Annotated in this window: 18 protein-coding genes and 5 tRNA genes; 15 read left to right on the top strand and 8 right to left on the bottom strand. The window is 69.0% G+C overall.

Annotated elements, in window-relative coordinates; genetic code table 11:
- Positions 1–232: 232 nt before the first annotated feature.
- The 4 genes from AB0I69_RS19395 to AB0I69_RS19380 form a co-directional block, all read right to left on the bottom strand.
- Positions 233–808, bottom strand: a complete 576-nt coding sequence (locus AB0I69_RS19395; RefSeq protein ID WP_006375318.1) for an ATP/GTP-binding protein — start codon at positions 806–808, stop codon at positions 233–235.
- Positions 789–1,187 (bottom strand): DUF742 domain-containing protein, encoded by a 399-nt coding sequence (locus tag AB0I69_RS19390; RefSeq protein WP_019058642.1) that lies wholly within the window; start codon positions 1,185–1,187, stop codon positions 789–791. The genes AB0I69_RS19395 and AB0I69_RS19390 overlap by 20 nt, the downstream gene beginning before the upstream one ends.
- A 111-nt stretch (positions 1,188–1,298) precedes the next feature.
- Positions 1,299–1,712, bottom strand: a complete 414-nt coding sequence (locus AB0I69_RS19385; protein ID WP_005479910.1) for a roadblock/LC7 domain-containing protein — start codon at positions 1,710–1,712, stop codon at positions 1,299–1,301.
- 9 nt (positions 1,713–1,721) lie between these two features.
- The gene (locus AB0I69_RS19380) at positions 1,722–5,645 is read right to left on the bottom strand and encodes a nitrate- and nitrite sensing domain-containing protein (RefSeq protein WP_363096844.1); all 3,924 of its coding nucleotides are present in this window, start codon (positions 5,643–5,645) and stop codon (positions 1,722–1,724) included.
- A gap of 572 nt (positions 5,646–6,217) precedes the next feature.
- On the opposite strand from AB0I69_RS19380, the gene AB0I69_RS19375 reads away from it, so the two are divergent.
- From AB0I69_RS19375 to AB0I69_RS19330, 10 genes are all read left to right on the top strand, one after another.
- Entirely contained in the window at positions 6,218–6,403 is a 186-nt protein-coding gene (locus AB0I69_RS19375; RefSeq protein ID WP_363096843.1) for a hypothetical protein, read from the top strand.
- Positions 6,404–6,482: 79 nt separating this feature from the next.
- A complete protein-coding gene (locus tag AB0I69_RS19370; RefSeq protein ID WP_200713355.1) occupies positions 6,483–7,259 on the top strand; it encodes a fumarylacetoacetate hydrolase family protein in 777 nt (258 codons plus the stop codon).
- Positions 7,252–8,736 carry a glutamate--tRNA ligase gene (gene gltX, locus AB0I69_RS19365; RefSeq protein ID WP_363096842.1) on the top strand — a complete coding sequence of 495 codons (1,485 nt, stop codon included), beginning with the start codon at positions 7,252–7,254 and terminating at the stop codon, positions 8,734–8,736. Before AB0I69_RS19370 ends, gltX begins: the two co-directional genes overlap by 8 nt.
- A gap of 114 nt (positions 8,737–8,850) precedes the next feature.
- The gene (locus tag AB0I69_RS19360; protein WP_363096841.1) at positions 8,851–9,510 is read left to right on the top strand and encodes a DUF4241 domain-containing protein; all 660 of its coding nucleotides are present in this window, start codon (positions 8,851–8,853) and stop codon (positions 9,508–9,510) included.
- Between the two features lie 50 nt (positions 9,511–9,560).
- Positions 9,561–10,292: an HAD family hydrolase gene (locus tag AB0I69_RS19355; protein ID WP_363096840.1), complete on the top strand. Its 732-nt coding sequence runs from the start codon at positions 9,561–9,563 to the stop codon at positions 10,290–10,292.
- Positions 10,293–10,384: 92 nt separating this feature from the next.
- A tRNA-Gln gene (locus tag AB0I69_RS19350) sits at positions 10,385–10,456 on the top strand.
- A 26-nt stretch (positions 10,457–10,482) separates the two neighbouring features.
- Positions 10,483–10,555 (top strand) — tRNA-Glu (locus AB0I69_RS19345).
- 62 nt (positions 10,556–10,617) lie between these two features.
- Positions 10,618–10,690 (top strand) — tRNA-Glu (locus AB0I69_RS19340).
- A gap of 20 nt (positions 10,691–10,710) precedes the next feature.
- Positions 10,711–10,782, top strand: a tRNA-Gln gene (locus AB0I69_RS19335).
- Between the two features lie 28 nt (positions 10,783–10,810).
- Positions 10,811–10,883 (top strand) — tRNA-Glu (locus AB0I69_RS19330).
- Positions 10,884–10,933: 50 nt separating this feature from the next.
- Here the strand turns inward: AB0I69_RS19330 and AB0I69_RS19325 are convergent.
- Complete coding sequence (locus AB0I69_RS19325) at positions 10,934–11,578, bottom strand: MerR family transcriptional regulator (protein WP_363096839.1); 645 nt, start codon at positions 11,576–11,578, stop codon at positions 10,934–10,936.
- A gap of 110 nt (positions 11,579–11,688) precedes the next feature.
- On the opposite strand from AB0I69_RS19325, the gene AB0I69_RS19320 reads away from it, so the two are divergent.
- On the top strand, positions 11,689–12,207 hold the full coding sequence (locus AB0I69_RS19320) for a DUF4188 domain-containing protein (RefSeq protein WP_363096838.1): 519 nt from the start codon (positions 11,689–11,691) through the stop codon (positions 12,205–12,207).
- Positions 12,208–12,281: 74 nt separating this feature from the next.
- On the opposite strand, the gene ndgR is transcribed toward AB0I69_RS19320, so the two are convergent.
- On the bottom strand, positions 12,282–12,998 hold the full coding sequence (gene ndgR, locus AB0I69_RS19315) for an IclR family transcriptional regulator NdgR (protein ID WP_019068721.1): 717 nt from the start codon (positions 12,996–12,998) through the stop codon (positions 12,282–12,284).
- 188 nt (positions 12,999–13,186) lie between these two features.
- On the opposite strand from ndgR, the gene leuC reads away from it, so the two are divergent.
- The 4 genes from leuC (at position 13,187) to AB0I69_RS19295 (ending at position 16,493) form a co-directional block, all read left to right on the top strand.
- A complete protein-coding gene (gene leuC, locus AB0I69_RS19310; RefSeq protein WP_363096837.1) occupies positions 13,187–14,611 on the top strand; it encodes a 3-isopropylmalate dehydratase large subunit in 1,425 nt (474 codons plus the stop codon).
- Positions 14,612–14,616: 5 nt separating this feature from the next.
- Positions 14,617–15,210, top strand: coding sequence for a 3-isopropylmalate dehydratase small subunit (gene leuD, locus AB0I69_RS19305; protein ID WP_363096836.1), 594 nt, complete (start codon positions 14,617–14,619; stop codon positions 15,208–15,210).
- 264 nt (positions 15,211–15,474) lie between these two features.
- The gene (locus AB0I69_RS19300) at positions 15,475–15,705 is read left to right on the top strand and encodes a hypothetical protein (RefSeq protein WP_019068724.1); all 231 of its coding nucleotides are present in this window, start codon (positions 15,475–15,477) and stop codon (positions 15,703–15,705) included.
- 137 nt (positions 15,706–15,842) lie between these two features.
- Positions 15,843–16,493 (top strand): HU family DNA-binding protein, encoded by a 651-nt coding sequence (locus AB0I69_RS19295; protein WP_363096835.1) that lies wholly within the window; start codon positions 15,843–15,845, stop codon positions 16,491–16,493.
- An 86-nt stretch (positions 16,494–16,579) separates the two neighbouring features.
- On the opposite strand, the gene AB0I69_RS19290 is transcribed toward AB0I69_RS19295, so the two are convergent.
- The gene (locus AB0I69_RS19290) at positions 16,580–16,783 is read right to left on the bottom strand and encodes a hypothetical protein (RefSeq protein WP_363096834.1); all 204 of its coding nucleotides are present in this window, start codon (positions 16,781–16,783) and stop codon (positions 16,580–16,582) included.
- A 28-nt stretch (positions 16,784–16,811) separates the two neighbouring features.
- Positions 16,812–17,453: a 2-phospho-L-lactate guanylyltransferase gene (gene cofC, locus AB0I69_RS19285; protein WP_363096833.1), complete on the bottom strand. Its 642-nt coding sequence runs from the start codon at positions 17,451–17,453 to the stop codon at positions 16,812–16,814.
- Positions 17,454–17,503: the final 50 nt, after the last annotated feature.

Genomic DNA, 17,503 nt, shown 5'->3' with positions numbered 1-17,503 from the left:
AAAGCTCTGATTCCGAGTGATGTAAACCCCAGATAAAACGGTCATAAAGAGCGAGCCCCGTCAAAAGACGGGGCTGATGTGAGCGCAGCGAGACCAGTTGACCGCGACGCGTTGCGGTACCACCCGATTCCACTACCGAAACGTTATGAACACCGGGGCCGACCGTGTCAAAGGCCACAGTCGGCTCCGGTACATCTACGACAACTGCCGTATGTCATAGATGACTTGAGTGCTACCGCAGACGTGCCATGAGTGCGTGCTCGACCAGCGTGATCAGCGCACTCTTCGCATCCGAGCGGTGCCGGGCGTCCGTCGTGATGATCGGCGCGTCCGGACCGATCTGCAGCGCCTCGCGCACCTCCTCCGGGTTGTACGGCTGGTGGCCGTCGAACCCGTTGAGGGCGATGACGAAGGGCAGCCCGCTGTTCTCGAAGTAGTCGACCGCGGGGAAGCAGTCGGCGAGACGACGGGTGTCGACCAGGACGACGGCGCCGATCGCGCCGCGCACCAGGTCGTCCCACATGAACCAGAAGCGGTCCTGACCCGGCGTACCGAAGAGGTACAGGATCAGGTCCTGGTCCAGGGTGATACGGCCGAAGTCCATGGCCACCGTGGTGGTGGTCTTGTCCCCGGTGTGGGTGAGGTCGTCGATGCCCGCGCTCGCGGACGTCATGACGGCCTCCGTGCGCAGCGGGTTGATCTCCGAGACGGCACCCACGAACGTGGTCTTGCCGACGCCGAAGCCACCCGCCACCACGATCTTCGCGGAGGTGGTCGCCCGCCCTCCGTCAGAGCTTGCGAAGTCCACTGAGCACCCTTTCGAGCAGCGTCACGTCCGGAGCGCCGCCGTTGTTCTCGTCGCCGCCCGGCTGGTGGATGGCCACCAGTCCGGCCTCGGCGAGGTCCGCGACGAGGATCCGGGCCACACCGAGGGGCATGGCGAGGAGTGCCGACACCTCCGCGACCGACTTGACCTCGCGGCAGAGGTGGCAGATGCGCTGGTGCTCAGGGAGAAGTCCCATCAGCGCTGCCGGGTCGGCCGTGGTGCTGATCAGAGCCTCTATGGCGAGCTGGTAGCGCGGCCGGGTCCGGCCGCCGGTCATCGCATACGGACGGACCAGCGGCTGGTCGCCCTCGTCCCCGTACGGCTCGGCGTACGGGTCGTGAGAGGCGGTGGGCGGGGTCATGAATCCTCCGGGCGGGACAGCAAGTCGGTCGGGCTAGCCGTCTGACAGGGCCGGTGGGGGGATTGTGGCGGCCGGACGGTGATTTGGTGAGACGGGTGGTGCCGGTGCCGGTCAGTGAAGCAAACTGCCCTGGAGTTCGGCGCGCAGGTCCGGTGTGAGGACCGCCCCTGCACGATCGACGAGCAGTGCCATCTCGTAGCCGACAAGGCCGATGTCGCACTCGGGGTGCGCGAGCACTGCCAGGGACGAGCCGTCCGAGACGGACATGAGGAAGAGGAACCCTCGCTCCATCTCCACGACCGTCTGTGCCACGTCGCCGCCCTCGAAGATCCGGGAGGCGCCGGCCGTCAGCGAGGTCAGCCCGGATGCCACGGCCGCGAGTTGGTCGGCGCGGTCGCGCGGGAAACCTTCCGACATGGCCAGAAGGAGTCCGTCGGCGGATACGACGACGGTGTGGGACACACCCGGGGTGTTGTCCACGAAGTTGGTTATCAACCAGTTGAGGTTCTGTGCCGCCTGGCTCATCTGGCTCAACTAACGCTCCTGCTGGTGAGTGGGGCTGGGGAAGCTGCCGGTCTGGCCGGTACCCGTACCGGCCTGTCGACCCTGTGCGATGCCCCGACGGAGATTGGTCAGCCGGCCGCGTACGTCATCAGGCGCACGGGAGACCTGCGGACCCGTTTGGTGCTGTTGCTGCTGAGCCGTACCCGGGACGAGGTTCGCCCTGGGCACCCGGCGCGGCAGGCCGGAAGTGGTGACGCCGCCCGCGGCCGGTTGCCGTACGCGCTCTGCCTGCCGAACGAGATCGTCGTTCGGCGAGCTGCGCCAGGTACCGCCCGTAGGACGCTGAGGGGGTGTCGCCGGAGCCTGCGGTGCCTGCGGCTGCGTGGCGGCGGGAGCGGAGCCGTTGCTCTGGCTCTGCGCTTCCGCCTGCTGGCCGTGGAACCAGTTGGTCTCCAGCGTGTCGTACAGCGGCGTCCTGCCGTCACCGGGACCCGAGGCAGGCGGCAACGCCTCGGGCTCCTGGCGGGTGGGACGCTGCGGGGCGGGCGGCCGCGCGGTGCCGAAGTCGGCGCCGTTACGGTTCCCGTTGACCTGCGGACGCTCGAACTGCCCGGTGTTCTGGGGGTTCTGACGTCCCGGCAGATTGTGCTGACCGGTGGACCCGTTGTCGAATCCCGGCGTCGCGAACTGGCCGGTGGAGCTGCCGTTGTACGCCTGCGGGACGGCGAACTGTCCCGTGTTGGCCGGGTTGGACGGGTTGTTGGCCGGGCTGTTCGGGGCGCCGAAGACGTCCGAGCGGACGAACTGGCCGCCGTTCTGCGGGGAGTTCGCGCCGGGACGCGGGGCGTCGAAGTCCGGCCGGGGGAACGAGCCGGTGTCCTGCGAGCCGTTGGCACCCGGACGCGGGAACGACCCTGTGTTCTGGGACCCGTTGGCGCCGGGACGCGGGAACGAACCCGTGTCCTGCGGTGCGCCGGTACCCGGGCGGGGGAACGACCCCGTGTTCTGCGGTCCGGTGGTACCCGGGCGCGGGAACGACCCGGTGCTCTGCGCGTCGTGACGCGGGATCGCCGGCATCTCCGTCGTGGCCGCGGGGCCCTGACGGTCGTCGATGCGCGGCATCCGGGAGGTCTGCTCCGCGTCGCGCTCGTCGTGGCCGCGCGGGGCGTCGAGGTTGCCGCGGCCCAGCGGAGGCTGCGCGTTGTCGTCGCTCCAGCTGGGGCGCTGGTTGTTGCCACCCGGCAGCTCGGCCCGCGCACCACCGCGCGGCGGGAGCTGCGGCTGACGCCCGCGACGACGGCCACCACCGCGGGGCGGCTCGGGCTCGTCGTTCGTACGCTGCGGCGGAACCGCGCCGTTCTGCTGCTGCGGGCTGCCGAACGCGTCCTGGCGGCCGTCACTGAAGCCCTGCGGCGCACCTGCACCGGCGGCCTGCAGACCCTGCGGGGCACCGGGCGCCTGGCCGAACAGACCGGCACCGGAACCCGCACCGGCCGGACGGCCTTGCGGCGCCGAGGGACCCTGAGGCCCACGCGCACCGCCCGGACCACCGGGACCGCCGGGCCCACCCGGACGTCCACCGCCCGCACCGGGCAGCGCGGCCCGCGGGCCCTGACCGGAACCGACCTGGCCGCGCGGAGCGGCCCCGGCACCGAGAAGTCCACCGTTGCCACCGGCGGGCGCACCCGCGCCGAGCGCGGAGCCACCCTGGCCGTTGCCCCGGCGGGCCGCACCGGCACCGGCCGCGGCGGCTGCCGCGGCAGCGCCGACGGCGGCCTGGCCGGGCTTGCCCGGAGCGGGCTTCTTGCCGCCCTGGGCGACGTCGACGGGGAGCATGACCAGCGCGGTCGTACCACCGGAGTCGGACGGACGCAGCTGGATGCGGATGCCGTGACGCTGGGACAGCCGGCCGACCACGAACAGACCCATGCGGCGGGAGACGGAGACGTCCACGGTGGGCGGCGAGGCGAGCCGCTCGTTGATCGCGGCGAGGTCCTCGGGGGAGAGGCCGATGCCGGTGTCGTGGATCTCGATCAGCACACGGCCGTCGGGCAGCGCGTGACCGGTGACCTTGACCTTGGTCTGCGGGGAGGAGAAGGAGGTGGCGTTCTCCAGCAGCTCTGCGAGGAGGTGCACGAGGTCGTTGACGACCCGGCCGGCCACTTCGGTGGTGGGCACGGAGGCCAGCTCGATGCGCTCGTACTGCTCCACCTCGGAGGCGGCGGCACGGAGCACGTCGACCAGCGGGACCGGGCGGGTCCAGCGACGGCCGGGCTCTTCACCGGCGAGGACCAGGAGGTTCTCACCGTTACGGCGCATGCGGGTCGCGAGGTGGTCGAGCTTGAAGAGCGAGGAGAGCTGGTCCGGGTCGGCCTCGCGGGACTCCAGCTCGGAGATGAGCGAGAGCTGACGTTGGATGAGGCCCTGGGAGCGGCGCGAGAGGTTGGTGAACATCGCGTTGACGTTGCCCCGCAGGAGGGCCTGCTCGGCGGCGAGGCGGACGGCCTCGCGGTGCACGTCGTCGAAGGCCGCGGCCACCTGGCCGATCTCGTCCCGGGAGTGCACACCGACCGACTCCACGGACGTGTCGACGTCCTGCGGGTCGGACTCGGACAGCTGCTTGACCAGCTCGGGCAGCCGGTCCTGGGCGACCTTGTTGGCGGTCTCCTGGAGGCGGCGCAGCGAGCGGATCATGGACCGGGCGATGACGAAGGCGCCGACGAGGGAGACACCGAGCACGAGCAGGATCAGCGCACCGGAGATGATCGCCTCACGCTCGGAGGCGGAGCGCAGCTCGCGGGCCTTCTGCTCCATGTCTTCGAGCAGCGAGTGCTCGATCTTCTTCATCTGCTCGATCTTGGTCGAGCTGTCGTCCACCCAGTCCTTGTACGACCGCTTGTCCAGGGAGGACAGACCGTTCTGGTTGTCGAGGACACGCTGGGCGTAGGTGTCCGCCGACTCGATGATCGGGTTGCTGTCCTCGATGGGCGCGATGAGCTCTTCGGCGCCCTGGTCGCCGTAGATGTTGCGGAAGATGCTCAGTTCCGACTTCTCGCTCTCCAGAGCGGAGTCGGCGTACAGCCGGTCGTTGGCGGAGAGGCTGCCCGAGATCGTGTTGCTGGCGGGCAGGGCCGCCGCGATCACGGCACGCTGTACGGACGAGAACTCCTTGGCGGAGGAGAAGGCCGCCAGGGCGCGCGTGCGCTGGATCATCTCCGGGTTGCTGGTGGCCTCCGCCATGTCCTGCGAGAGGTCGAGCAGCTGGGTGATCAGACGGTGGTAGGCGTCGACCGTCTGCGTCGAGTTGTTCTTCGACTGGTACGCCGACTTGCGGATCTTGTCGAGGTTGTCCAGCTCGGTGGCGAGGCCGACGAGGCTCTCCCGGACGCCCTGGAGGTTGCCGCTCTTGCTGGCGCTGTCCACCTCTTCCGAGGCGTTGATGAAGTTGTCGCGGGCGCGGTCGGTCTTCTCCTCGTAGCCCTTGACCTCGTAGTCGGTGGCCTTGCCACCGTGGGCCAGCGGGCCGGCCGACAGGTCGCGCTCGTCCTGGAGTGCGGTGGCGAGTGCGGTCGCCTGCTTGGTCATGTCCGTCAGCAGCTTCATGTTGTCGAGCTGCTGGATGTCGGTCATGGAGTCGCTGATGCGCAGGGCGCCCAGCGAGGTGGCCGCGACCACGGGGAGCGCGAGCAGCGACACCAGGCGCGTGGAGATGCGCCAGTTGCGCAGGGCGACGCGCGAGCCGGGTCCGGTCGGGCCCGCCGGCGGCTTCACCGGGGGCGCGGGGGTCGGGGCTGCGGACACACCGGGGCGCCCGGGGCCTCCACCGTCGCCTGACGGGGCCGGGCCCGGGTTCTGGGCGTGCTGGGGCGAGGAGCTGCCGGTCTTGGGGCCAGCCCCGCCATGCGGCTCCGGCTCCGCCGAAGCACTGCCATCCCTCTTGAAACGTCCCTGCACTAGCGTCGCAACCTCTGGACCAGGCGCCCCTCCGCGCGAACGGAAGGACGGTGTCGGCGTCTTAGGGAGCGCCCTGAACGCGCACCCCAGTGTGTGGTCGTGAGTGACCGGCGCTGCTCCCCCTTCCGCCGCCCTCGGCGCTGCGTTGCGCCCTCTGCGCGCCGGGCTGATTCTGCGGCGGTCCGTGGAATTCCAGCACAGTGCCGGATCTCCAACAAGGCCCGTAGGCCAGGCTGTGACCTGTGTGACACCGCGTGAGGACAGTGTCACGAGACGTAGAAAGCTATTCACTCCAAAGGGGGCAAATCCCCACGGCCCCACAGGGCATGGGATGTGCCCCAGTCGCCATGATCAGGAGCGGAATGGCAGCTTCAGGGAGCCAATGTCCGTTTCGTGGAGGTGAGTTGATGGTCCGTATTGGCCGCTTTGCCCACAGGGTGGTGAGCAAACTCACATGCAGATCAAGGGCTCTTCACGCGTTCGGCCGGGAATTGGATGTTTAGCCTGACGCTTTGCATGAGGGCACATACTGCCAACCGCCCACCCACGGACGACGAGGGTCGAGTACAACAGTGAAGACCACGATGATGTTCCGCAACATTGCCAACCCGCGACGCACGACGCTGGCGCACCTCACGGACGCCGAGGCGCTGCAGACGCCGGAACTGCAGGAACACTCGCTCGACCTGCCGGCCCAGACCGCCAACCCGCGCCGCACGATCCTCATGGAGATCCCGGTCACCGCCGCCGCGGAGTAATCGCGCGAGCAGGGGCCCCGCACCGCGTTAGCCTGGAGCGTCAGACTCCAGCCAGCTCAGTGAGGGGCGCCAGGATCCCGTGCGCATCGCCAGATTCTCCATCGACGGGAACGTCGCCTTCGGCGCGGTCGAGGGCGACAAGCCGGACGAGCTCGTCCTCGACATCATCAAGGGCATCCCGTTCGCGGACTTCGAACTCTCCGGCACGAAGGTCCCGCTGAGCAAGGTCAGGCTGCTGCCGCCGGTGCTCCCGAACAAGGTCGTCGCCTACGGCCGCAACTACGCCGAGCACGCCCGGGAACTGGGCAACGAGGTGCCGGACGTCCCCTTCGCCTTCTTCAAGCCGTCCACCTCGGTGATCGGCTCCGGCGACGACATCCAGTACCCGTCCTTCACCGAGGACCTCCACCACGAGGCCGAACTGGCCGTCGTCATCGGCCGGATGTGCCGCGAGGTCCCGCGCGAGCGCGTCAAGGACGTCATCCTCGGCTACACCTGCGCCAACGACATCACCGCGCGGGACGTCCAGAAGCGCGAGAAGCAGTGGGCCCGCGCCAAGGGCTTCGACACCTCCTGCCCGCTCGGCCCCTGGGTGGAGACGGACCTCGACCCGAGCGACCTCACCATCCAGCTCACGGTCAACGGACAGCAGCGCCAACTCGGCCGCACCAGCGAGATGATCCACTCGATCGAGGATCTGATCGTCAACATCACCGAGGCCATGACGCTGCTCCCCGGCGACGTGATCCTCACGGGCACCCCGGCAGGCGTCGGACCGCTCACCGTCGGCGACGAGGTCGCCGTCACCATCGAAGGCATCGGCACTCTCACCAACAAGGTTGTCAAGCGTGGCTAGCGCATCCGCCCCAGCAGTCCGTGTCCGTTTCTGCCCCTCGCCGACCGGTAACCCGCACGTGGGCCTGGTCCGCACCGCCCTGTTCAACTGGGCGTTCGCCAAGCACCACCAGGGCACCCTGGTCTTCCGCATCGAGGACACCGACGCGGCCCGCGACTCCGAGGAGTCGTACAACCAGCTGCTCGACTCGCTGCGCTGGCTGGGCTTCGACTGGGACGAGGGCCCCGAGGTCGGCGGCCCGCACGCGCCGTACCGCCAGTCGCAGCGCATGGACATCTACAAGGACATCGCGAAGCAGCTCCAGGACGCCGGCCGCGCGTACGACTGCTACTGCTCCACCGCGGAGCTGGACGCCCGCCGCGACGCCGCCCGCGCCGCCGGCAAGCCGTCCGGCTACGACGGCCACTGCCGCGACCTCACCGCCGAGCAGGTCGAGGCGTACAAGGCCGAGGGCCGCAAGCCGATCGTCCGCTTCCGGATGCCCGACGAGACGATCACCTTCACGGACCTGGTCCGCGGCGAGCTGACGTTCACCCCGGAGAACGTCCCGGACTACGGCATCGTCCGGGCCAACGGCGCCCCGCTGTACACGCTCGTCAACCCGGTCGACGACGCCCTGATGGAGATCACCCACGTCCTGCGCGGCGAGGACCTGCTCTCCTCCACCCCGCGCCAGATCGCCCTCTACAAGGCGCTGATCGACCTGGGCATCGCCAAGCAGATCCCCTCCTTCGGCCACCTGCCGTACGTGATGGGCGAGGGCAACAAGAAGCTCTCCAAGCGCGACCCCGAGTCGTCCCTCAACCTCTACCGGGAGCGCGGCTTCCTGCCCGAGGGACTGCTCAACTACCTTTCCCTGCTGGGCTGGTCGCTCGCGGCCGACCGGGACGTCTTCTCGATGGACGAGATGGTCGCGGCCTTCGAGATCTCCGACGTGAACCCCAACCCGGCGCGCTTCGACCTGAAGAAGTGCGAGGCGATCAACGCCGACCACATCCGCCTGCTCGACGTGAAGGACTTCACCGAGCGCTGCGCCCCCTGGCTGCGGGCCCCCTTCGCCCCCTGGGCGCCGGAGGACTTCGACGAGGCCAAGTGGCAGGCGGTCGCCCCGCACGCGCAGACCCGCCTGAAGGTGTTGTCCGAGATCACGGACAACGTCGACTTCCTCTTCCTGGCCGAGCCGGTCGAGGACGAGGCGTCCTGGACGAAGGCCATGAAGGAGGGCTCGGACGCCCTGCTCCGTACGGCCCGCGAGAAGCTGGAGTCGGCGGACTGGTCTTCGCCCGAGTCCCTCAAGGAGGCCGTCCTGGCCGCCGGTGAGACCCACGGCCTCAAGCTCGGCAAGGCGCAGGCCCCGGTCCGCGTCGCCGTCACCGGCCGCACGATCGGCCTGCCGCTCTTCGAGTCCCTGGAGATCCTCGGCAAGGAGAAGACCTTCGCCAGGATCGACGCGGCCCTCGCCAAGCTGGCCGCGTAACGCACGCACGCGTGAAGGGGCGGCAGCCGCAACGGGCTGTCGTCCCTTCGGCGTTGTCAGTGCGGGGCGTTAGGGTTCCGGATCATTGAAGATCGTTCAGGAGAGGCGCCTTTCATGCCGATGACCGCTCGTGACTACACCTGGCTGTTCACGCCCGGCAGCACGTTCACGGAGGACGAGACCGGCACGGTCGGCGTGATCCACCTCGTGGACGGCGGTCAACTCTGGCTCCCCACCGGCCAGGTGGTCGCCTGCGACCCCTTCGTCGGCCTCGGCCAGGGCGAGTCCGAACCGTTCACGGTCGCCGTGAGCCCCGGCCACTACCGAGTCGAAGCGGCCGTCGCGACCCTCACCCGACCCGACCAACTCCCGTCCGACGAGCCCCACTTGCGCGTGGCAGCCGCCCGCCTGGTCATACAGGACGAGCCCACCACCACCTGGGAACTCGCCCTCCAGCCCGGCCAGGACCTCGCCGAACTCACCGAGGACGAGTTCTACGGCTACGGAGTCGACGCCGGCACGGGTGCCTTCTACGACGCGTCGGTCGACGGCTCCTTCCCGGAGTGCGTGGCGGACGAGGGCCCCCTGTGGGACGCCTTCGACCGGAACAAATGGGCCCCGGGCCCCCACCTGATCACCGCCCCCGACACCGGACACAACCTGATCGCCTTCACCTCCGGCTGGGGCGACGGCGCCTACCCCACCTGGATCGGCCGTACGGCGGCCGGCGAAGTCACCTGCTTCGTCACGGACTTCTTCGTCGCGCCCGTCTGACCACCGGCAAGGGGCAGACGCGCCCCTGGGCCTCGGGTTACCGTCGGATCATGAGCATTCGGGCCGTTGTCTGGGACGTCGACGACACCTTGTTCGACTACACGGGTGCGGACCGCGCGGCCATGCGCGAGCACCTGCTGGCCGAGGGACTGCTCGACGGGCACGCGAGCGTGGCGGAGGCCCTGGAGCGCTGGCGGGTGGCCACCGAGTTCCACTGGGCGCGCTTCTCGGCCGGGGAGGTCACGTTCGAGGGACAGCGACTGGACCGCGTCCGGCTGTTCCTGGACCGGGAGTTGACCGACGCCGAGGCCGAGGACTGGTTCCGGCGCTACAAGGTCCACTACGAGACCGCCTGGGCCCTCTTCCCGGACGTCCTGCCCGTCCTCGACACCCTCGCGGCCACCCACCGGCACGCCGTCCTCTCCAACTCCAGCCTCATCGTCCAGGACCGCAAGCTGCGCGCCCTCGGTGTGCACGACCGCTTCGAGGTCATCCTGTGCGCGGCCGAACTGGGCGTCTCCAAGCCCGAGGCGGGGGCCTTCCTCGCGGCCTGCGAGGCGCTGGAACTGCCGCCGCACGAAGTGGCGTATGTCGGAGATCACCCGGAGATCGACTGGCGGGGCGCGGCGGACGCCGGTCTGCTCTCCGTCTGGATCGACCGCCATGGCGGGCACACCCCTGGTGAGGCCCTCGTGGGACGGCACCGGATCGCCTCGCTCGCCGAACTCCCCGCGCTCCTCGGCACCGATACCCGTTTTGGAGCCCCGTCCACCTTCAGGTAATGTTGTTCCTGTCGCCGCCGGGGAACGGGCCGAAGGGCCAGGAACTGGAGGCGGCAACTAGAACAAGATCCCCGCAAGGGCTTGCGTTTTAGTGGCCTATGGTGTAATTGGCAACACTACGGTTTCTGGTACCGTCATTCTAGGTTCGAGTCCTGGTAGGCCAGCTCGCAGATGCTTTGAATTCTGCAACGCCCCCGTTGTGTAGCGGCCTAGCACGCTGCCCTCTCACGGCAGTAGCGCCGGTTCGAATCCGGTCGGGGGTACAGATCCTTCCCAGGAAGGTGGTCCGGGTCGCACCCGCCACCTCTCATGCAGGATCGCTAGGGCCCCCGTTGTGTAGCGGCCTAGCACGCTGCCCTCTCACGGCAGTAGCGCCGGTTCGAATCCGGTCGGGGGTACGTTTTACCTTGAATCACCTTGGTCTATGGTGTAATTGGCAACACTACGGTTTCTGGTACCGTCATTCTAGGTTCGAGTCCTGGTAGACCAGCTCTGATCTGCGGAAACGCACGATCTAGGCCCCCGTTGTGTAGCGGCCTAGCACGCTGCCCTCTCACGGCAGTAGCGCCGGTTCGAATCCGGTCGGGGGTACATACAGAGAAGGCCCTCCACTTCGGTGGGGGGCCTTCCTCGTGCCCGGCTCACTCGAAGCCGTACCGCCGCGCCGTCTCCTCCTCCTGCGCCAGCCGGTGCAGCGACTGCAGGATCGGCTCGTTGATGATCGCCCCCAGGATCGCGAACTCGATCCGCTCCTCCTCCGACGGGTGCTCCTCCATGTTGTCCAGGTCGAGGACGGCCGTCCGGTGCATCAACTCGGCGTACGGCGCCATCAGTTCGGCCCCCCAGCCGTAGCCGATCCGGCGGAACGCGGCCACCGAGACCACCAGTGAGCGGTACGAGGGGGAGATGGTCGAGAGCTGCTTGGCGTTCTCCCAGCCGAGCTCGTCCAGGAGCCTGTCGACCTCCTGGTGTGCGGCCCGGACGTACTCGTCGTCCTCGTCCGGCTCCGGCACCTGCGGCAGCGCCCACATCGCCGCGCCGAGGCGGATCGTGCGGCCCAGCGAGTCGTCGTCCACATGCCCGAGCACCTCGCGGACCGTCGCCACCGGCACCCGGCCGACCTGGATCATCGCGCGCACCAGCCGCAGCCGGCGCAGATGCTCCTCGTCGTACTCGGCGGTGGTCGTGTTGACCTGGCGGCCGGGCGTCAACAGACCTTCGCGCAGGTAGTACTTGATCGTCGCGACGGGCACACCGCTGCGCTTGCTCAACTCGGCCAGCCGCATGTCTCGCGCCTCTCTTCGGGGGGCTTGCGCCCCTCCTTGGGAAGTGTCACTATCCAAGCATTGCTCAGAAGGATAGTGCCGCTATCCGATCGGAGATCCGGGGGATCGTCATGTTCGCGAAACCGGTACGGGGCCGCACCACCGCCGATGTCGACGGCGATGCGGTCGTGTTGCTGATCGGCATGCGGATCAACCACTTCTGGGCAGTGCACCAGTGGCTCCCGGTGATGCTGGCGATGTTCCGCACGCTGGGGGAGCTTGCGCGGGACAGCACCCGGGGGCTGCTGGGGCACGTACTGATGACGGCCTCGCCACGGACGTACTACGTCGTCCAGTACTGGGAGTCCAAGGAGAAGCTCTACGCGTACGCGAGTTCGCCGGACATGTTCCACCACAAGGTGTGGGGGATCGTGAACAGCAAGGAGCGCGCGGGCAAGGTGCGCGGGCACGTGGGGCTGTGGCACGAGGCCTACGTCGTGCCCGAGGGGGCGTACGAGTCGATCTACTTCGACATGCCGGCGTTCGGACTCGCGGGGGCGCACGGCCAGGTGCCGTTGGAGCGGCGGGGCCGCTACGCGAAGGACCGGTTCGCGCACCGTTCGGCGAAGGCGGCCGGCGAGACCGGGTAACCGGGGGGATCGGGGGAAACGAAGGGGCCTGCCGCGGCGTTGAGGCAGGCCCCTTCGTCGACGTCCCTGAAAAGTCAGCCGGTGCGGCGCAGGGCCTCGGAGAGGCGGGCGGCGGCGTCGATGACCGCCTGGGCGTGCATACGGCCCGGGTGGCGCGTCAGGCGCTCGATGGGGCCGGAGACGGACACGGCGGCCACCACGCGGTTCGAGGGGCCGCGCACGGGTGCGGAGACGGACGCGACGCCCGGCTCGCGCTCACCGATGGACTGGGCCCAGCCCCGGCGCCGTACGCCCGAGAGGGCGGTGGCCGTGAAGCGGGCGCCCTGGAGGCCGCGGTGCAGGCGCTCCGGCTCCTCCCAGGCCATCAGGATCTGGGCCGAGGAGCCGGCCTTCATGGTGAGGGTGGAACCGACCGGGACCGTGTCCCGCAGGCCGGACAGGCGCTCGGCCGCGGCCACGCAGATGCGCATGTCGCCCTGGCGGCGGTAGAGCTGCGCGCTCTCGCCCGTGATGTCCCGCAGATGCGTGAGCACCGGGCCCGCCGTGGCGAGCAGCCGGTCCTCGCCGGCGGCCGCGGCCAGCTCGGCGAGACGGGGGCCGAGAATGAAGCGGCCCTGCATGTCGCGCGCCACCATGCGGTGGTGTTCCAAAGCCACGGCCAGCCGGTGTGCCGTGGGTCGTGCCAGCCCGGTCGCCGCGACCAGACCCGCGAGGGTGGCCGGACCGGACTCCAGAGCGCCAAGGACAAGGGCTGCCTTGTCCAGGACGCCGACGCCGCTACTGTTGTCCATGAAACGATACTCGCGTCTCACTCTGTGAAACGCAAGTTCCTTTTTTCGTGAGACGCGCAACTCTTGTAGGCACAGCGGCCCGCGTACCAAACGGGCCAGGCGGCGGCTGCCCGTGAACCAGGGGTGCGAGCGCCGTCTCCCAAGAATCTCTAGTTGGGTCGGCGCTGTTGCCGGCCGGAGGGAAAGCGATGGGTAGGACACTCGCGGAGAAGGTCTGGGACGACCATGTCGTCAGGCGCGCCGAGGGCGAGCCCGACCTCCTCTTCATCGATCTGCACCTGCTGCACGAGGTGACCAGCCCGCAGGCCTTCGACGGTCTCCGCCAGGCCGGGCGTCCCGTGCGGCGCCTCGACCTCACCATCGCCACCGAGGATCACAACACCCCGACCCTCGACATCGACAAGCCCATCGCGGACCCGGTCTCCCGGGCCCAGCTGGAGACGCTGCGCAAGAACTGCGCCGACTTCGGCGTGCGCCTGCACTCCCTGGGCGATGTCGAGCAGGGCGTCGTGCACGTCGTAGGACCGCAGCTGGGTCTGACCCAGCCCGGTACGACGGTCGTGTGCGGTGACTCCCACACCTCCACCCACGGCGCCTTCGGCGCGCTGGCGTTCGGCATCGGCACCTCCCAGGTGGAGCACGTGCTGGCCACCCAGACGCTGCCGCTGGCCCGCCCGAAGACCATGGCCATCACGGTCGACGGCGAACTGCCCGACGGCGTCACCGCCAAGGACCTGATCCTCGCCATCATCGCGAAGATCGGCACCGGCGGCGGCCAGGGCTACATCCTCGAATACCGCGGCTCGGCCATCGAGAAGCTCTCGATGGAAGCCCGCATGACCATCTGCAACATGTCGATCGAGGCCGGCGCCCGCGCGGGCATGATCGCCCCCGACGAGACCACCTTCGCGTACATCAAGGGCCGCGCCCACGCCCCCGAGGGCGAGGACTGGGACGCCGCCGTCGCGTACTGGAAGACCCTGAAGACCGACGCGGACGCGGAATTCGACGCCGAGGTCGTCATCGACGGTCCCTCGCTGGCGCCGTTCGTCACCTGGGGCACCAACCCCGGTCAGGGCGCGCCGCTTTCGGCGACCGTCCCCGATCCGGCTTCGTACGAAGACGCTTCGGAGCGCTTCGCCGCCGAAAAGGCCCTGGAATACATGGGGTTGGAGGCCGGTCAGCCGCTGCGTGACATCAAGGTGGACACCGTCTTCGTAGGTTCCTGCACCAACGGCCGTATCGAGGACCTGCGTGCGGCCGCCGCGATCGTCGAGGGCCGCAAAGTCGCCGACGGCGTACGGATGCTGGTCGTCCCCGGCTCCGCGCGGGTCGGTCTGCAGGCCGTTTCCGAGGGCCTGGACGTCGTGTTCAAGGAGGCCGGCGCCGAATGGCGGCACGCGGGCTGCTCGATGTGTCTGGGCATGAACCCGGACCAGTTGGCGCCCGGTGAGCGCTCCGCGTCCACCTCCAACCGCAACTTCGAGGGCAGGCAGGGCAAGGGCGGCCGTACGCACCTGGTCTCGCCGCAGGTCGCCGCCGCGACCGCCGTGCTGGGCCACCTGGCCTCGCCCGCCGATCTGTCCGACGCCCCTGTGCCCGCTGGAGTCTGAGAGTCATGGAAGCATTCACCACGCACACCGGCCGGGCCGTCCCGCTGCGCCGCAGCAACGTGGACACCGACCAGATCATCCCCGCCCACTGGCTCAAGAAGGTGACCAGGGACGGATTTGAGGACGGGCTCTTCGAGGCCTGGCGCAAGGACGAGAACTTCATCCTCAACCGCCCCGAGCGCAAGGGCGCGACGGTCCTGGTCGCCGGCCCCGACTTCGGCACCGGCTCCTCCCGCGAGCACGCCGTGTGGGCGCTGCAGAACTACGGCTTCAAGGCCGTCGTCTCCTCCCGGTTCGCCGACATCTTCCGCGGCAACTCGCTGAAGAACGGCCTGCTCACGGTGGTTCTGGAGCAGAAGATCGTGGAGGCGCTGCAGGAACTCACCGAGAAGGACCCGCAGGCCGAGGTCACGGTCGACCTGGAGGCCCGTGAGGTGCGCGCCGAAGGCATCACCGCGGCCTTCGAGCTCGACGAGAACGCCCGTTGGCGGCTGCTGAACGGACTGGACGACATCTCCATCACCCTTCAGAACGAGGGCGACATCTCCGCGTACGAGGCCAAGCGCCCCTCGTACAAGCCGCGGACGGTCCAGGTCTGACCCGGAACTCCCCAACAGGTCGAGATCCGGCCACGCGACACCCCGTCTGTACCCCCGATCGCCACGATTGGGGGTACAGCCATGTCTGCACTCGAACGGCCCCGCGCGCCTCCAACGCATCTCTCAACTTCCCATGTTAGACAGGGTGTTGACTGGGTAGGCGCAGCTTTGAGCCAAGGCTGCCGCCGGGCTCCGTCAGGCCGTTTGAGGCACCAGTTGCGACCCCCGCAGGCGACAACTCGCCCCAGATGGCACAATCTGTGCATGGAACACGACGGCCAACTCAAGCTCTATGCGGCAGTCGCGGACCAACTCAAGGAAGCGCACACAAGGGTGCGCGCACTGCAAGTCCCGGAGGGCGTACGGATGGCGCTGGCCCGGAAGCTGCTGGTCATTACGGCCGCGGCCAAGCACGATCTCGCCGACGCGACAAGGCGACTGGACCGGTTCACTGCGGACCTCGACGCGGGTCGATTCCCCGAAGAGGAACGCTGAACAAGTCCAGGACAGCCGAGTTCGTTGCGGCGCACGGGTGATTAGCCCGTTTCGTGTTTGATTTGCGGTATATATCTGCCTAACGTGCGGAAAAGCCTGAACACTTTCGTTCTGGCAATGTCTCCGAAGGGGAAGACGTGAACAAGGCGCAGCTCGTAGAAGCGATTGCCGACAAGGTCGGTGGCCGTCAGCAGGCCGCCGAGGCGGTCGACGCGGTACTGGACGCCATCGTCCGTGCCGTCGTCAGTGGGGACCGGGTCTCGGTCACCGGCTTCGGTTCGTTCGAGAAGGTCGACCGTCCGGCCCGTTACGCCCGCAACCCCCAGACGGGCGAGCGGGTTCGGGTCAAGAAGACCTCCGTGCCGCGCTTCCGCGCGGGCCAGGGTTTCAAGGACCTGGTGAGCGGCTCGAAGAAGCTCCCGCGTGGTGGCGAGGTCGCCGTCAAGAAGGCGCCCAAGGGCAGCCTGAGCGGCACCGCTTCGGCGACGGTCAAGAAGGCCGTGGCCAAGAAGACCACCGCCAAGAAGGCGACGGCCGTGGCGAAGAAGACCGTGGCGAAGAAGACGGCGGCCAAGACGGCCACCGCCAAGAAGACCGTCGCCAAGAAGGCGACCGCCAAGAAGACCACGGCGACGGCGAAGAAGACGGCGGCCAAGAAGGCCACCGGTACCGCCAAGAAGGCCGCGGCGAAGAAGGCCCCGGCCAAGAAGGCGACGGCCAAGAAGGCCCCCGCCAAGAAGTCGACGGCGCGCAAGACCACCGCCAAGAAGGCCACCGCCACCCGCTAGTCACGGGGCGCAGGGCACTCACGCGCCGGGCCGGACTCCCTCTGGGAGTCCGGCCCGCGGCGTATTCACCGCCCGTGGACGGGCGTTCAGAAGGTCTGCAGCGTCACGAGCGTGATGCTCGGCGCGTCCTTCGGTCCCGCGGTCTCGATCCGCACCCGCTGTCCCGGCCTGAGCAGCCGCAGCCCGCCCGCGTCGAACGCGGCGGCGCCGAAGGACACCGGGGTCCCGTCGTCGAGCAGCACACTGCCGGTGCGTGTCCCGGCGTCGTAGGTGTAAGCGGTCGCCTGCATGGGGCGCAGCCTACTGCCCGGCCACTGTCTACGGCTGTCCCGGAATCAGCAGCCCCGCCGCCGCTGCCGCCGTGCGCGGCCCCACCCCGAGGGCCAGTGCGGCCCGCAGATCCTCACCGGTGTCCACGTCCTGTCGTACGGAATCCACCGCGTCCAGGGTGAGTTCCCTCGCCCCGGAGGCGCGATGGCGGGCGCGGGAATCCGTGCCGAATGCGGGACGCAATTCCCGGCCCTCTCGTGCGGTGAGCAAGGTGGTGCCGATTGCGGCCGCGTCCGGGAGAAAAGCGCGCGGGAATTCAGCTGCCGCCTCCAGGACCCGGGCCAATTCCGCGGGGCGCAGGGCCGGCAGATCGGCGTTCAACGCCGCCACCGCGCTTTCGGGGCGGGAAACCCGCACGACCGTCGCCCCGTGCCGCAGAGCGGCGTTCAGGCCGTCTCCCGGTTCGTCGGCGACGATACGGGCGCCCAGCGCGGCGAGCTCCCGCCCGGCCAGGGCGTCGTCCGTGACGACCGCCACATCGCGGACCGCCGGGCAGGCCAGCACGGCTGCCACGGTGTCCTGGGCGAAGGCGAGGGCGAGGCCGGGGCGCAGCCCGTCGCCGGCCGTGTCCGAGAGCCTGCTCTTGGCTCGCGCCAGAGACTTCAGGGGTATGACCAAGGTCCACTGCACGAGCGTTCCGTCCCTCTCTTGTCGCGGCCATTGTCACCCGGCGCCCCTGG

The organism is Streptomyces sp. NPDC050508 (assembly GCF_040655155.1).
In the GTDB taxonomy this organism is placed as follows: Bacteria; Actinomycetota; Actinomycetes; order Streptomycetales; family Streptomycetaceae; genus Streptomyces.
The sequence above is the reverse complement of the archived record's forward strand: the minus strand, read 5'-3'. Positions and strand labels throughout refer to the sequence as shown.

Coding starts and splice junctions, on each gene's coding strand:
- AB0I69_RS19325 (WP_363096839.1), bottom strand. CDS start 11,578: ATGCGGCTGGCCGAGTTGAGCAAGCGCAGCGGTGTGCCCGTCGCGACG.
- AB0I69_RS19385 (WP_005479910.1), bottom strand. CDS start 1,712: ATGAGCCAGGCGGCACAGAACCTCAACTGGTTGATAACCAACTTCGTG.
- leuC (WP_363096837.1), top strand. CDS start 13,187: ATGGGTAGGACACTCGCGGAGAAGGTCTGGGACGACCATGTCGTCAGG.
- AB0I69_RS19300 (WP_019068724.1), top strand. CDS start 15,475: ATGGAACACGACGGCCAACTCAAGCTCTATGCGGCAGTCGCGGACCAA.
- AB0I69_RS19320 (WP_363096838.1), top strand. CDS start 11,689: ATGTTCGCGAAACCGGTACGGGGCCGCACCACCGCCGATGTCGACGGC.
- AB0I69_RS19355 (WP_363096840.1), top strand. CDS start 9,561: ATGAGCATTCGGGCCGTTGTCTGGGACGTCGACGACACCTTGTTCGAC.
- ndgR (WP_019068721.1), bottom strand. CDS start 12,998: ATGGACAACAGTAGCGGCGTCGGCGTCCTGGACAAGGCAGCCCTTGTC.
- leuD (WP_363096836.1), top strand. CDS start 14,617: ATGGAAGCATTCACCACGCACACCGGCCGGGCCGTCCCGCTGCGCCGC.
- AB0I69_RS19390 (WP_019058642.1), bottom strand. CDS start 1,187: ATGACCCCGCCCACCGCCTCTCACGACCCGTACGCCGAGCCGTACGGG.
- AB0I69_RS19290 (WP_363096834.1), bottom strand. CDS start 16,783: ATGCAGGCGACCGCTTACACCTACGACGCCGGGACACGCACCGGCAGT.
- AB0I69_RS19360 (WP_363096841.1), top strand. CDS start 8,851: ATGCCGATGACCGCTCGTGACTACACCTGGCTGTTCACGCCCGGCAGC.